Origin of the sequence: Bradyrhizobium sp. ISRA442 (assembly GCF_038085055.1) — a bacterium.
GTDB lineage: Bacteria > Pseudomonadota > Alphaproteobacteria > Rhizobiales > Xanthobacteraceae > Bradyrhizobium.
Genome location: NZ_JALGCN010000021.1, coordinates 1 through 13,624, shown reverse-complemented (window position 1 = coordinate 13,624; position 13,624 = coordinate 1). Strand labels below are relative to the sequence as shown.

Here is a 13,624-nt window from a genome sequence, read left to right as displayed (position 1 = left end):
CCGCCTTCCAGCGACGTGCCCTATTCCGCCGCCTGGCGCACGTGGCGCGCGGTCGGCGTGCGCATGGTGACGAGTTCTTCGGCCGCGGTCGGGTGCAGCGCGATGGTCGCGTCGAAATCGGCCTTGGTCGCCTTCATCTTCACGGCGATGGCGACCGCCTGGATGATCTCGGCGGCGGCATCGCCGACGATGTGGCAGCCGAGCACACGGTCGGACGAGCCGTCGACGACGAGCTTCATCAGCACGCGGGTGTCGCGGCCGGACATCGTCGCCTTAATCGGACGGAACGTCGTCTTGTAGATGTCGACGTGGCTAAACTGCGCGCGCGCCTCGGTCTCGGTCAGCCCGACGGTGCCGACCTCCGGCTGCGAGAACACGGCAGTCGGGACGTTGGCATGATCGACCCTGACCTCGCGCTTGCCGAACACGGTGTCGGCGAAGGCGTGGCCCTCGCGGATCGCCACCGGCGTCAGGTTGAAGCGATGGGTAACGTCGCCGATCGCGTAGATGTTGTCGACCGAGCTCTTCGAGAAATGGTCGACCGCAATGCCGCCGTTCTTCGGATTGATGGCGACGCCGGCCTTGTCGAGGCCGAGATTGGCGACGTTGGGGTGACGGCCGATCGCGAACATCACCTGGTCGGAGGCAACGCTCGAGCCATTCGACAGATGGCTGGTGAATTCGTCGCCGTGGCGATCGACCCTGGTCACCGTGCAGCCGGTGAGGATGGTGATGCCCTGATTCTCCATCTCGGCGCGGACGTGGGCGCGGACGTCGTCGTCGAAGCCGCGCAGGATGTTGTCGCCGCGATAGATCACGGTGACGTCGGAGCCGTAGCCGGCGAAGATGCCGGCGAATTCCAGCGCGATGTAGCCGCCGCCCTGGATCACGATCCGCTTCGGCAGCTTCTTCAGATGGAACGCCTCGTTGGAGGAGATCACGTGCTCGATGCCGGGGATGGAAGCCCCGTGGTTGGGCGCGCCGCCGGTGGCGATCAGGATGTACCTTGCCCTGATCTTGCGGTCGTTCTCGAGCAGGCGAACGGTGTGGGCGCCTTCCAGCACCGCGCGGCTCTTCACGATCTGCGCGCCCGACTTCTCGACGTTGGTCGTGTAGGCCGCCTCCAGCCGCGCGATCTCCTTGTCCTTGTTGGCGATCAGCGTCGGCCAGTCGAACGTGGCTGTCGGAATGGTCCAGCCAAAACCTGCGGCGTCCTCGATCTCGTGACGGACGTGCGATCCGATCACGAACAGCTTCTTGGGCACGCAGCCGCGGATCACGCAGGTGCCGCCCATGCGGTACTCTTCCGCGATCATCACGCGGGCGCCGTGACCGGCCGCGATGCGCGCGGCGCGCACGCCGCCCGAACCGCCACCGATGACAAAGAGGTCGACGTCGAATTCAGCCATTGTCCACTCCGACCTCTAGAGCATGATCCGGAAAAGTGCGTCGCGGTTTTCCGAAAAGATCATGCTCAAATAACAACCTAAAGCGCGATGACGCGCTTTAGGTATTTCTGAACAGATAGTGTCGGTCAGATGTCCTTGCCACGCTTGCGCATCTCGGCGCGGAAGGCGCCCATCACGGTCTCGGAGAAATTGTGGGCCCACGAATTCATGAAGGCCATGCTGAGGCCGATGGCGCGGGGCTCGGCTTCGATCAACTTCTTGCCGAGCGGCGACTTGTAGAAGGTGACGAGGTCCTTGAGTTCCTGCTCGGTGAACTCGCTGGCATAGACCTGCGCCATGCCTTCGCCGATCTCCTTCTCGCGGCCGGCGAGCTGCTGGGCGACGATCGGCGCGACCTCGTTCAGATCCTTCTGGTAGTTGAGGTTCTGCTGGATCAGTGCGGTCTTGGTCTTCTCGACCATGCCGGGCACGGCGTTGGCGTACATCGAATTGGCATTCTTCAGCGCCAGGATCTCCCTGGCCGCTGCGATCGCCGCCGGAGTCGATTTTGGCTGGGCGGGCTGCTGTGGCGCGGCCGGCTGCTGGGCCGAGGCCGGGAAGGCACACAAGGCCAGTCCCACAGCAAGGGTCGCGGCCGGCAAGAATTTAAACACGCTCTTCATTCCTAGTCTCCTTAGGGCTTTCGCCGTTCAACCACGCGGATTCCGCCGCCACCCGCCAGAACAGCCGAGCTGGCCAAGCCGATGAACAGCCCATGCTCGACCACGCCCGGGATCGCGCTCAACGCCTCGGCGAGGCGAGCCGGGTCCTCAATACGTCCAAGCTGGGCATCGACGATCCAGTGGCCGCCATCGGTGACGAAAACGTGGCCATCCTTGGCCTTGCGGACCGCCATTTGCCCGGAAACGCCGCAACTCGCAAATGCCTTCTCGATCGCCCGCCGGGTCGCGCCGAGCCCGAACGGAATCACCTCCACCGGCAGCGGAAAGCGGCCGAGCGTCGCCACCCATTTGGTGTCGTCGGCAATCACGATCATGCGGTCCGAGGCCGCCGCCACGATCTTCTCGCGCAGCAGCGCGCCGCCCCCGCCCTTGATCAAATTGAGCGCCGGATCGATCTCGTCGGCACCGTCGACGGTAAGATCGAGATGATCGATCTCGTCCAGCGTGGTCAGCGGCACTCCGCAGCGCTCCGCATCCGCGCGCGTCGCCTCCGAGGTCGGCACGCCGATCACCTTGAGCCCGGCCCGCACGCGCTCGCCGAGCAGCTCGACGAAATGCTTGGCCGTCGAGCCCGTTCCGAGCCCGACCTGCATGCCGTCCTGCACCTCTTCGAGCGCACGCGCCGCGGCCTGCCGCTTCAATTGGTCCATGTCCACGTTGCGCCCGTCCTTAGGTAGTGTGTGCCGCTGAAATAGTCGCTTGCGGCGGCCTATCTAGCCTCGTTTTGGCCCGGAGAACAGGGTCTCGGACATAGGCTATAAACCGAACTTATGGGATGTCCCCTTGCGCGGGCGCGGCCGGACCGATAGCGCTTTCGGCCATGACTTCCCCTCACACCATCGTCTTCGATCTCGACGGCACGCTCGTGGATACGGCGCCCGACCTGATCAACGCGCTGAACCACGTGCTCGACCGCGAGGGGTTGCCGCCCGTGCCGGTGCAGTCCGCCCGCAACATGATCGGCGCCGGCGCCCGCAAGCTGATCGAGCGGGGGCTGGAGGCCGAGGGCCGCACCGTCAGCGTCGAGGAGATGAACCGGCTGACGGCCGATTTCATCGGCTATTACGCAGACCATATCGCCGACGAATCGCGGCCCTTCGACGGGCTCGAGGCGGCGCTCGCCCACCTCGCGGAGTGCGGCCATACCCTTGCGGTCTGCACCAACAAGCTGGAATGGCTGTCGAAGCGGCTGCTGGACAAGCTGGGTCTGAGCGGCCGATTCGCGGCGATCTGCGGCGCCGACACCTTTGGCGTCCAGAAGCCCGATCCGACCATCCTGCGCCAGACGGTGGCGCGGGCCGGCGGGCAGCTCGCCGCCAGCATCATGGTCGGCGACGCCGGAACCGACGTCGGGGTGGCACGGCGCGCCGGGATTCCCGTGATTGGGGTCAGCTTCGGCTATACGGACGTACCGATCGCCGAATTGAAGCCGGACCGGCTGATCCATCACATGCGCGACCTGCCGGCCGCCGCAAGCAGCCTGATAACGGCCTAAGGGAACCACTTAGGGAATTACCTCAAGATACTGAAATCACTAGATAATTCCTTATATACCCTTGCGTTAACCATCTGTTATCTATGCATGCCCGGCCGGTTGCCCGGGCGGAACGACGCACCTAAGGTCGCGGCCGGGGATTGTGGCGATTCGTCGCACAGAAGTGGATGGTCATGCGTCGTGTCATCGCGATTGCGTTAGCGGGGGCGAGCCTTGGTGGCTGCTCCGCGGGCTCCTGGGACATGTTCAAATCCGCCCCGCCGGCGCTCCAGGTCAAATTTGAATCCAACCCGCCGGGTGCCGAGGCCAAGACCTCGCTCGGTTCGGGCTGCACAACCCCCTGCTCGGTCGCGATTCCCGCCCCGGATGGCCCGTTCACGGTCAGCTACACCCTGGACAAGCATCAGCCGGCCAGCGTGCCAGTGAACGTCATCAAGACCCCCGGCAGCTTCACCACGCCTGCGACTGCCACCACCGATCCGAATCCGGTGTTTGCGGAACTCCAGCCCGCCGTGCCGCCCAAACCGGTCAGGAAGAAGCCGCACCGGCCGAACAAGCCGAAACCGGCTCCCGTCGCATCCACGCCCGCAAGTGCCGCACCGGCCGGTGCCTCGCCGTTCCCCGATCCCAACGCGGGGTCGCCGCCGCAACACTGAACTCCGCGACAAGCGCACGATTGTCCTTGCCGCGTCCGGTGCTTAGATTGGTTGGAGAGCACCGCCAAAGCAACGGTGCGCCCGTCGCCGTAAGTGACAAGGCCTCTCATATGAACGGACCCTCCGCGAGCCCCCTCGCCGCGCTGTCGAGCCCCATGACCGATCCGTTCGGGCGGACCATCACCTATTTGCGCGTCTCCGTCACCGACCGCTGCGACCTGCGCTGCTTCTATTGCATGTCGGAGGACATGACGTTCCTGCCCAAGGCGGACCTGTTGACACTCGAGGAACTCGACCGGCTGTGCTCCGCCTTCATCGCCAAGGGCGTGAAGAAGTTGCGCCTGACTGGCGGCGAGCCGCTGGTCCGCCGCAATGTGATGTCGCTGGTGCGCTCGCTCTCGCGCCACCTGACGACCGGCGCACTGCGCGAGCTGACGCTGACCACCAACGGCACGCAGCTTGCGAAATACGCAAAGGAGCTTGCCGATTGCGGCGTCCGCCGTATCAACGTCTCGCTCGACACGCTCGATCCGCAGAAGTTTCGCGAGATCACCCGCTGGGGCGAGATCGACAAGGTGCTCGAAGGCATTGAGGCGGCACGCGCCGCAGGCCTTGCCGTGAAGATCAACGCGGTGGCGCTGAAGAACCTCAACGAGGACGAAATTCCTGACCTGATGCGATGGGCTCACGGCAAGGGCATGGGCCTGACGCTGATCGAGGTGATGCCGATGGGCGAGATCGGCGCAGGGCGCATCGACCAGTACCTGCCGCTGTCACTGCTGCGTGCGCGGCTCGCCCAGCAGTTCACGCTGACGGATCTCACCGAGACCACCGGCGGGCCGGCGCGCTATGTCGGCGTCGGCGAGACCGGCGGCAAGCTCGGCTTCATCACGCCGATGACCCACAATTTCTGCGAATCCTGCAACCGGGTGCGGATCACCTGCACGGGAACACTGCACACCTGCCTCGGCCACGAGGACGCCTCCGACCTGCGCCAACCTCTGCGTGCATCGGCTGACGATGCGCTGCTTGCGGATGCGATCGACCGCGCCATCGGGCTGAAGCCGAAGGGCCACGACTTCATCATCGACCGCCGCCACGACCGTCCCAGCGTGAGCCGGCACATGAGCGTGACCGGCGGGTAGCCCTTAACCGCCGCGGCCGTTATTCCCCTTAACTATCAACAAACTTCCGATTGACTGGCGGCACGCTCGCTGGTTTGGTGCGCCTGCCTCATGCCTGCGCGGCGAGAAAAGCCACGCGCCCAGTCGGCGCAGTCAAGACGGCCGGGGCAAATCCGGGGAGGACCTATCGTTGCAAGCGCTCCTAAAGTTGAGCCGTGGGATTGATGCGTTCACGCGTTGGACGGGCAAGCGTCTGGCGTGGCTGATCCTGGTCGCTGTCATCATCTCGGCGATAAACGCCATCGTGCGCAAGACGTTCGACACGTCCTCCAATGCCTGGCTCGAGCTGCAATGGGTGCTGTTCAGCATCGTCTTCCTGCTGTGCTCGCCCTGGACCCTGCTCGATAACGAGCACATCCGCATCGACATCATCAATAACCTGCTGCCCAAGACGGCGCGCAACGTCATCGACGTCATCGGCCACGCGTTCTTCCTGCTGCCGCTGACGATAGTCATGATCATCACCGGCGTGCCGTTCTTCGAGCGGTCGTTCCAGATCAACGAGCAGTCCGGCAACGCGGGCGGCCTGCCGCAGTGGCCGGCCAAGTCGCTGATCATGATCGGATTCGCATTCCTGCTGGTGCAGGGCATCTCCGAGCTGATCAAGCGCATCGCGATTATGCGCGGCATGATCCCCGACCCGCACGATTCGCAGGTGTCGGCAATCGAGGCTGAGGTCGAGCACCTCGTCGAGGCGATCGAGAAGAAGTAGTCGCCGGCGGCGTTTGAGGGGGAATTGATGACCGCGTTTCTTATCGCCAATATGGCGCCGATCATGTTCGCATCGCTGGTGGTGGTGCTGCTGCTCGGCTATCCCGCAGCATTCTCGCTCGGCGCCGTGGGCCTCATCTTCGCCGTGATCGGTATAGAGCTCGGCGAATTCCGCCCGGACTTCCTCCAGGCATTGCCCGAGCGCGTCTACGGCGTGATGAACAACGACACGCTGCTCGCGATTCCGTTCTTCACCTTCATGGGACTGGTGCTCGAGCGCTCGGGCATGGCGGAAGACCTGCTCGACACCATCGGCCAGCTCTTTGGCACGATCCGCGGCGGCCTCGCCTATGCGGTGGTGTTCGTCGGCGCCCTGCTTGCGGCGACCACCGGCGTGGTCGCGGCGTCGGTGATCTCGATGGGCCTGATCTCGCTGCCGATCATGCTGCGCTACGGCTATGACCGTCGCATGGCGACCGGCATCATCGCGGCCTCCGGCACGCTGGCGCAGATCATTCCGCCCTCGCTCGTTCTGATCGTGATGGCCGACCAGCTCGGCAAGTCCGTCGGCGACATGTATGAAGGCGCGTTCATTCCGGGCCTGGTGCTCGCAGGGCTCTATGCGGGTTACGCGTTCCTCGTGACCCTGATCTTCCCGAAGGCGGCCCCTGGCCTTCCGAAGGAAGCCATCGGCTTCCGCGAGGAGAGCGGCAGCCGTGGCCTGACCTCGCTGGGCGTGCTGTTCCTGGCGAGCTGCGTCTTCGGCTGGTTCATGATGCGCAATTCGGAGGCCCATGGCGCGGACTTCGTCGTGCTCGCCATGTTCTTCGGCATCCTGTTCGCGTTCTTCGTCGCCGTCGTTAACTGGATCATCGACAAGCTTACGGGCTTCCGCTTCCTGTCGCGCATGGCGCAGCAGACCACCTTCGTGATGGTGCCTCCGCTGTTCCTGATCTTCCTGGTGCTGGGCACGATCTTCATTGGTATCGCGACGCCGACCGAAGGCGGCGCGATGGGCGCAACCGGCGCCCTCATTCTCGGCGCCATGAAGCGGCGCCTGAGCTGGGACCTGATCCGCCAAGCCACCGAATCCACGGCGAAACTGTCCGCCTTCGTCGTCTTCATCCTGGTCGGCGCGCGCGTGTTCTCGCTGACCTTCTACGGCGTCAACGGCCACGTCTGGGTCGAGCACCTGCTGACCTCCCTGCCCGGCGGCCAGATCGGCTTCCTGATCTTCGTCAACGCCTTCGTGTTCGTGCTCGCGTTCTTCCTCGACTTCTTCGAGCTCGCCTTCATCGTGATCCCGCTGCTCGGGCCCGCGGCCGAGCATCTCGGTATCGACCTGATCTGGTTCGGCGTCATCCTCGGCGTCAATATGCAGACCTCGTTCATGCATCCGCCGTTCGGCTTCGCGCTGTTCTACCTCCGCTCGGTCGCGCCCAAGGACCGCTACACCGATCGCGTCACCGGCAAGCGCATGGAGCCGGTCACGACCGGACAAATCTATTGGGGCGCCGTGCCGTTCGTCGTCATCCAGGTGATCATGGTGCTGCTCGTGATCTTGTTCCCCTCGATGGTGATGCACTACAAGGGCGTTCAGTCCAACATCGATCCCAACAGCATCAAGATCGAGATCCCGCAGATCGATCTGCCGCCGATCGACTTCGGCCAGCCCAAGCAATAAGCAGGATCCGGAAAAACTGTGGCGCGGTCCTCTGAAACCGCGGGCGAAAAAAAGACCCGGAGCTATTGCTCCGGGTTTTTTATTTGACCCGATGGGTGTTTCGATCAGCTCTGCGAGTTGCGGGCCATGAAGTTGTCGTAGCCGACTTCGGCGACCTGGAACCACTGATAGCCGTTGTTGGAGAAGTTCGTCAGGGATTCGTAGACCTTCTTGAAGTCTGCGTTGCTGTCCGAGACCTCTTTGTGGAGTTCCTTCGCCGCCTTGAAGCAGGCCTGCATGACCTCTGGCGAGAACGGATGCAGCTTGGCGCCCGCACCGATCAGGCGGCGCAACGCTTGCGGATTGGATTGATCGTACTTCGCCATCATCCAGTTGTTGGAGTAGTGGCCTGCCTGCTCGAGAATGTTCTGATAGTGCTTCGGGAGCGCATTCCACTTGTCGAGATTGACGAAGGCGAGCAGCATCGGTCCGCCTTCCCACCAGCCTGGGAAGTAGTAATGCGGGGCGACTTTGACGAAGCCGAGCTTCTCGTCGTCGTAGGGGCCTACCCATTCGGCGGCATCGATCGTGCCCTTCTCCAGCGCCGGATAGATGTCGCCGCCGGCGATCTGCTGCGGCACTGCGCCGAGCTTCTGAAGCACGCGGCCGGCGAAGCCGCCGATGCGGAATTTCAGCCCGCTGAAGTCCTGAGGCGTCTTGACCTCCTTGCGGAACCATCCGCCCATCTGGCAGCCGGTGTTGCCGGCGAGCAGTGAGGTGACGTTGTACTTCTTGTAGAACTCGTTGAGGATCTCCTTGCCGCCACCCAGCATGTACCAGGCTTGGTTGATGCGCATGTTCGGACCGAACGGCACCGACGAGCCGAAGGTGAAGGTCGGATCCTTGCCGAAATAATAGTAGGAGGCGGTATGTCCGATCTCGCAGGTACCGTTCTGCACGGCATCGAGCACCTGAAGGCCAGGCACGATTTCGCCGCCGGCAAATGTCTGGATCTGGAATTTGTTGTCGGTGGCTTCGGCCACCATCTTGGCCATCATCTCGGCGCCGCCATAGAGCGTATCGAGCGATTTCGGCCAGCTCGTCGGCATACGCCATTTGATCTCCGGCATCGACTGCGCGATTGCCGGAGCAGCGACCGTCGCGGCTCCCGCCGCACCAAGTCCAGCGACTTTGATGAAGTCTCTTCTCTTCATGTTTCCTACCCTGATGGATTGTGATTGCGAGCCTTCTTGCCGAGGCTTGGATGCCAGCATGGAACATCGCGTTGCCGATTTCCATCCCGATCAAGCTGAGGGAGTGAAAATGCCTGACCTCGCCGGCCATTTCGATCTACGACTTTAGGCTTAGGCGGCAGAGAGGCGGGGCACAAAGTGACGTGGACCCGCTGGGTGCCGGCCGGTCACGCTAAAGCGGGATGGGTTTTGGTTGAATCGTTGTCCGCCAGCCTGAAGCGCAGCGTGAACTCCGCACCGCCGCCGGGGAGGTTTTCCACGCAGATGCTTGCGGCGTGATCCTCCGCGACACCACGCACGATCGACAACCCCAGGCCGGCGCCGTCAGTGCGCTGGCGGTCGGCGCGCCAGAAGCGCTGGAAGATCAGCTCGCGCTCGGCCTCGGCAATGCCGGGGCCGCAGTCGCGCACCCGCACCGAGCCATCGTCGCGCACCTCAATGTCGACGGAGGTGTCCTTCGCGGTGAACTTGATCGCGTTTTCCGCGAGGTTGAAGATCGCCCGCTGCAGCATCACGGAATTGCCGTGGATCATCACCGGCGCCTCGGTGCCTTTCAGCGCGATGTCCTTGCGCTGGGAAAGCGCGAGCGGCGCGATCGCGCCGATCACCTCGGCGCAGACCGCGCGCAGGTCCGCGGTCTCGCCCGGCTCGATCACCAGCGTGTCGAGTTCGGCGATCTCGAGGAGCTGGGCGACGATCCGGCCCATACTCTCGATGTCGGCATGCAGCGCTTCCCTCGCCGCGCCATCGCCGAGCGTGTCGATCCGCGTACGCAGGATCGCAAGCGGCGTGCGCAACTGATGCGCGGCGTCGGCCGTGAACTGCCGCTGCACGCGAAAACCGTCCTCGAGACGGTCGAGCGCCTGGTTGACGGCAGTGACCAGCGGCACGATCTCGCGCGGGATCAGCTCTGTCGGCAGGCGGATGTCGGTGCGCGATGGGCCGATATTGCTCGCCTCCTCCGAGGCCTTCCACAGCGGCGCGATCGCGCGGCGGAAAATGACGATGTCGGTGGCGAGCAGGACCAGCAGGATCGGGATGGTGGTCCACCCCACCCGGCGAAAGAAGTTCGAGACGATGTCGTCGATGATCACGTCGCGATGAGCGAGATCCTCGGCGACCTGGATGCGAACGGTCTTGCCGTCGATGGTCCTGCTGACGCCCGCGCCGGAAATGGTCTCGGACAGGGGCGGTGCCGGTGAGCCGGGGCGCCGATGCGACGAGAACAGCAGCCGGCCGTTGCCATCGCGGATGTCGTACTGGTAACGACCATAGGCGTCGGAATAGAGTCCCCTAAGACTGTCCGGCAGGTTGAACGTCAAGGTACCGTCCGGCTGCACCGCGATGCGCTCCGCCAGCACTTCAGCCTGCGCGCGCATGGCGTCGCGATGGAGCTGGCCGATCTCCGAGTTGAGCAGCCAGAACAGCAGCAGCGGCAGGAAGATCGCGACCACCGCCACGGCAACGATGTGCAGGAACACGATTCGCCAGATCAGCGACTTGAACGTCGGCGTTCTCGCATAGGCGCCGGCCGCGGACACGCTACTTCTCCTCGGCCATCAGATAGCCGACGCCGCGAATGGTATGGATCACGACCTTGGCGCCATGCTCGGCGAGTTGCTTGCGCAGCCGCGAGACGTAGACCTCCACCGCATTGGAGGCGACCTCGCCGTCGAGGCCGAAGATGTGATCCTCGACGTTCTTCTTCGGTACCACCCGCCCCTGCCGGCGCAGGAGGATCTCCAGCACCGCGCTCTCGCGTGCAGAGATGATCCGCGGCTGATCGTCGACGAAGATCTGGCGACTCTCGGTGTCGTAGACGAGGTTGGCCAGGCGCAGCGAGCGGCCGAGCAATTGGCCGGGCCGGCGCAGGATCGCCTCCAGCCGTGCCACCAGCTCCTCCATTGCGAAGGGCTTGGCAAGATAGTCGTCGGCGCCGCTACGCAGGCCGTTGACGCGGTCCTGCAGCCCGCCACGCGCGGTCAGCACCAGGACCGGCAGCGGATCCATCTGCCGGCGGAGCTCGCGCAGCACCGAGAGGCCGTCGCCGTCGGGCAGGCCGAGGTCGAGGATCATCGCGGCATAGCTGACGTTGCGCACCGCCTCGCGCGCCTCTCCGGCGCTGCTCACGATGTCGCTCTCATAGCCTGCCGCCGATAGGCCGCTCGCGACGAGTCGCGACAGCTCGGCATTGTCCTCGACGATCAGAAGGCGCATCACATTCCCGGTGTAACTGCGCGGCTCGCGCCGTATCTTCGCTCATTCTACCATTCCGGGCGCCTCGGCCAGCGAAAAAGGCCGTCGGCAGGTCGATCGTTCCTGCCTGTCAGCTTCGTGTAAGCCAATCAGGACGTCTCCTCACGAGGCGGCGAATGTTGCCGTCAGAGCGTGGGGAGAAGGCATTACCGCCGCTTCGGGACCCTTAGCGGAAATTAACGTTGTGCAGTCAAGATGATTGGCATGCTTTGGAACCAACGACTTCCGTGTTTGGCCCGCCCCAAGAAGTGGCTACTTGCTGTTGCGATCATCCTTGGGGTGGTGCCTGCCTATCCTCAGCAAGTACATCAGCAGTACGCAAAGGATAATGGGTATTTTTATCGGTTTAGGGCCAATTTCGAAGTCACGCAAACTAGAGAAAAGCTGTACTTCGATTACGTCGTGGCCTGTAGCATTCGCCTGACGCGCTGGCGCGGTGGCGGGCTATCCGATGATTCAACGCTTAGCCCAAAGGCCATGGCCGCAGCTACGCGCGACGGCCACGCCGTCATGGTACGAACACTGCAGGCATGTTCGGGGCTGACTTCCGAGAACTACGACGTGCCGCCTGATGTCTTGCCGTTGGTCGTCTGGTTCGACGATGTGGCAGACCTCTCGATCGGAGTGGGCTACATGACGGAGGCTGCCTACGATAATCCGCTCGGCAAACTCAAGTTTTTGGGAGCGCGGATCGACCGAGCGACGCGGGAAGAATGGGAGCTTTGGCGGGAGAAGTCGGCCAAAGATTACGTGCAACTGGGAGCGTTACCTGGGCCCTGGGGCTATGATTTTCCAAATCCCAAGCCGTCCGACCAACCTGCGTATATTCGGACGTGCGAGACCTTCCGAAGAATTGTCTTGCCGGACGACCTCCGCGCAAAGCTTCGGGAGTTGTGGCCCGAGGGACGCCCTCGATTTTGGACTTTACCTAGCGCAATTGAACTGAATACCGTCCGAGGAACTGTCTGGAGCTTCATTCGAAAATTTGGCCAGGGGAGCCTTGGAGCGGCCAACCGATTCGGAGTGGCCAGATCGTAGGCCGACTGCCTCACGTTCCCGGTCGATGGCCGGCGGAGTCATATCCTCTGCTCTGGCCAGGTCTGATCTCGATCATGCCCGTCGAGAAAGCGCCCCCCGCTTCGCGATTCAAAAAGTTCGTTCTCAAGCTCGACTATCGAGACGGCGCGATGAATGGGTTTGGCGCATGCCAAGACGCGGGCGATGCATTTTTGTACCATGCGACTCCGGCCGGCTTGGACGAAAATCATGTTTTTGACGTCGATGGAGCTGTAGTGAAGCAACTCGACAGAAAAACACCAGCGATGCAGCGACCTCAGTTCGTCTTCGAGCGGGATGAAGCGGTGTTTGCTTACGAGTCACAGGGATTCTAGGACGCGGACTCATTAAGGCGCAGCCATAGCCTGATTGACGCGAGTTGAACGAATGCGAGGTAGTTGGCGGCGAGCCTATCGTAGCGCGTCGCCACCCGACGACATTGTTTGATCCTGTTGAAGAACCGCTCGACCTGGTTGCGAGCACGATAGAGATAGGGGCTGGAGCAGATCGGATCGCTGCGATTGCTTTTCGGCGGGATGTTCGCCCACGCGCCCTTCTTCATGGCAAGCTCCCTGATCCAGTCCGCGTCATAGCCACGGTCGGCAAGCAGCATTGACCCGGATTTCAGACGAGACAGCAGTTTTCCGGCGAGTCGAACGTCATGGGCCTCACCGGGGCTCAGCGCCAGCCGTACCGGCAGACCATTGCCATCGACCACCGCATGGATTTTGCTCGTCAAGCCGCCGCGGGACCTTCCCATCGATTGGCGCTGGTTCCTTGTGATGCAGGCTCCATGCTGATGCACGCGGACAATGGAGGTGTCGATCATCTGGACAGCGGCATCATGGGCAGTGGAAAGCGCTTCTATGATGCGGCCCCAAACACCGGCCCGCCGCCACCTGACGGTGTATGGGCCAAACGCCGTCGGCAGATCACGCCAGGGTGCTCCTGATCGGAGGACCCAGAAGATGCCATTCAGGACCCGTCTGTCGTTCACTCGAGGAACGCCACGCGGCATGTTCGGCAGCATCGGCTTGATGGCGGTCCATTCATGGTCGGCGAGTTCGTAGCGCATGATTCGAGCCCCCAGTTCGGGAGTTTGAATCACGGCAGTCCGGCCAAACGCAACGCTCCTGGCCCGCTCCTGGTACGGCGCATACGGACAGGAGCGGACATCAACCAGCCCTCAATCTCTGCCAAATGCGTCGAAAATGACCCG

The 13,624-nt window shown here is 63.1% G+C and carries 14 protein-coding genes; 7 read left to right on the top strand and 7 right to left on the bottom strand.

All coding sequences use genetic code 11. The annotated features are described in order from the left end of the window. Window positions 1-20 precede the first annotated feature (20 nt). The 3 genes from gor to rpiA form a co-directional block, all read right to left on the bottom strand. Window positions 21-1,409 carry a glutathione-disulfide reductase gene (gene gor / locus MTR72_RS31325; RefSeq protein ID WP_280964584.1) on the bottom strand — a complete coding sequence of 463 codons (1,389 nt, stop codon included), beginning with the start codon at window positions 1,407-1,409 and terminating at the stop codon, window positions 21-23. Window positions 1,410-1,534: 125 nt separating this feature from the next. Beyond that, entirely contained in the window at window positions 1,535-2,071 is a 537-nt protein-coding gene (locus tag MTR72_RS31320; protein WP_280964585.1) for a DUF2059 domain-containing protein, read from the bottom strand. Window positions 2,072-2,082: 11 nt separating this feature from the next. Beyond that, complete coding sequence (gene rpiA, locus MTR72_RS31315) at window positions 2,083-2,787, bottom strand: ribose-5-phosphate isomerase RpiA (RefSeq protein WP_280964586.1); 705 nt, start codon at window positions 2,785-2,787, stop codon at window positions 2,083-2,085. Window positions 2,788-2,951: 164 nt separating this feature from the next. Between rpiA and MTR72_RS31310 the strand changes: the two genes are divergently transcribed. The 5 genes from MTR72_RS31310 (at window position 2,952) to MTR72_RS31290 (ending at window position 7,861) form a co-directional block, all read left to right on the top strand. Then, window positions 2,952-3,626 carry an HAD-IA family hydrolase gene (locus MTR72_RS31310; protein WP_280964587.1) on the top strand — a complete coding sequence of 225 codons (675 nt, stop codon included), beginning with the start codon at window positions 2,952-2,954 and terminating at the stop codon, window positions 3,624-3,626. Between the two features lie 173 nt (window positions 3,627-3,799). Next, window positions 3,800-4,282: a hypothetical protein gene (locus MTR72_RS31305; protein ID WP_280964588.1), complete on the top strand. Its 483-nt coding sequence runs from the start codon at window positions 3,800-3,802 to the stop codon at window positions 4,280-4,282. A gap of 110 nt (window positions 4,283-4,392) precedes the next feature. Then, window positions 4,393-5,427, top strand: a complete 1,035-nt coding sequence (gene moaA, locus MTR72_RS31300) for a GTP 3',8-cyclase MoaA (RefSeq protein WP_280964589.1) — start codon at window positions 4,393-4,395, stop codon at window positions 5,425-5,427. A gap of 169 nt (window positions 5,428-5,596) precedes the next feature. Then, window positions 5,597-6,178 carry a TRAP transporter small permease subunit gene (locus MTR72_RS31295; protein ID WP_280964590.1) on the top strand — a complete coding sequence of 194 codons (582 nt, stop codon included), beginning with the start codon at window positions 5,597-5,599 and terminating at the stop codon, window positions 6,176-6,178. A gap of 27 nt (window positions 6,179-6,205) precedes the next feature. Beyond that, window positions 6,206-7,861, top strand: a complete 1,656-nt coding sequence (locus tag MTR72_RS31290) for a TRAP transporter large permease (protein ID WP_341511757.1) — start codon at window positions 6,206-6,208, stop codon at window positions 7,859-7,861. Window positions 7,862-7,965: 104 nt separating this feature from the next. On the opposite strand, the gene MTR72_RS31285 is transcribed toward MTR72_RS31290, so the two are convergent. The 3 genes from MTR72_RS31285 to MTR72_RS31275 form a co-directional block, all read right to left on the bottom strand. Beyond that, on the bottom strand, window positions 7,966-9,054 hold the full coding sequence (locus tag MTR72_RS31285; protein ID WP_280964592.1) for a TRAP transporter substrate-binding protein: 1,089 nt from the start codon (window positions 9,052-9,054) through the stop codon (window positions 7,966-7,968). A gap of 206 nt (window positions 9,055-9,260) precedes the next feature. Beyond that, a complete protein-coding gene (locus tag MTR72_RS31280) occupies window positions 9,261-10,634 on the bottom strand; it encodes a sensor histidine kinase (RefSeq protein WP_280964593.1) in 1,374 nt (457 codons plus the stop codon). A 1-nt stretch (window position 10,635) separates the two neighbouring features. Then, window positions 10,636-11,310: a response regulator transcription factor gene (locus MTR72_RS31275; RefSeq protein ID WP_280964594.1), complete on the bottom strand. Its 675-nt coding sequence runs from the start codon at window positions 11,308-11,310 to the stop codon at window positions 10,636-10,638. Between the two features lie 270 nt (window positions 11,311-11,580). Between MTR72_RS31275 and MTR72_RS31270 the strand changes: the two genes are divergently transcribed. Both MTR72_RS31270 and MTR72_RS31265 read left to right on the top strand, forming a co-directional pair. After that, window positions 11,581-12,387, top strand: a complete 807-nt coding sequence (locus MTR72_RS31270) for a hypothetical protein (protein ID WP_280964595.1) — start codon at window positions 11,581-11,583, stop codon at window positions 12,385-12,387. Between the two features lie 74 nt (window positions 12,388-12,461). Then, window positions 12,462-12,740 carry a hypothetical protein gene (locus MTR72_RS31265; RefSeq protein WP_280964596.1) on the top strand — a complete coding sequence of 93 codons (279 nt, stop codon included), beginning with the start codon at window positions 12,462-12,464 and terminating at the stop codon, window positions 12,738-12,740. Here the strand turns inward: MTR72_RS31265 and MTR72_RS31260 are convergent. After that, window positions 12,737-13,480, bottom strand: coding sequence for an IS5 family transposase (locus MTR72_RS31260; protein ID WP_280964597.1), 744 nt, complete (start codon window positions 13,478-13,480; stop codon window positions 12,737-12,739). The two genes, MTR72_RS31265 and MTR72_RS31260, sit on opposite strands and share 4 nt — an antisense overlap. Between the last annotated feature and the right edge of the window lie 144 nt (window positions 13,481-13,624).

What these genes read in the sequence shown, in the direction of transcription:
- MTR72_RS31305 (WP_280964588.1), top strand. Translation starts at nt 3,800, where the DNA reads ATGCGTCGTGTCATCGCGATTGCGTTAGCGGGGGCGAGCCTTGGTGGC.
- MTR72_RS31285 (WP_280964592.1), bottom strand. Translation starts at nt 9,054, where the DNA reads ATGAAGAGAAGAGACTTCATCAAAGTCGCTGGACTTGGTGCGGCGGGA.
- MTR72_RS31320 (WP_280964585.1), bottom strand. Translation starts at nt 2,071, where the DNA reads ATGAAGAGCGTGTTTAAATTCTTGCCGGCCGCGACCCTTGCTGTGGGA.
- MTR72_RS31275 (WP_280964594.1), bottom strand. Translation starts at nt 11,310, where the DNA reads ATGCGCCTTCTGATCGTCGAGGACAATGCCGAGCTGTCGCGACTCGTC.
- moaA (WP_280964589.1), top strand. Translation starts at nt 4,393, where the DNA reads ATGAACGGACCCTCCGCGAGCCCCCTCGCCGCGCTGTCGAGCCCCATG.
- MTR72_RS31290 (WP_341511757.1), top strand. Translation starts at nt 6,206, where the DNA reads ATGACCGCGTTTCTTATCGCCAATATGGCGCCGATCATGTTCGCATCG.
- gor (WP_280964584.1), bottom strand. Translation starts at nt 1,409, where the DNA reads ATGGCTGAATTCGACGTCGACCTCTTTGTCATCGGTGGCGGTTCGGGC.
- MTR72_RS31310 (WP_280964587.1), top strand. Translation starts at nt 2,952, where the DNA reads ATGACTTCCCCTCACACCATCGTCTTCGATCTCGACGGCACGCTCGTG.
- MTR72_RS31265 (WP_280964596.1), top strand. Translation starts at nt 12,462, where the DNA reads ATGCCCGTCGAGAAAGCGCCCCCCGCTTCGCGATTCAAAAAGTTCGTT.
- MTR72_RS31260 (WP_280964597.1), bottom strand. Translation starts at nt 13,480, where the DNA reads ATGCGCTACGAACTCGCCGACCATGAATGGACCGCCATCAAGCCGATG.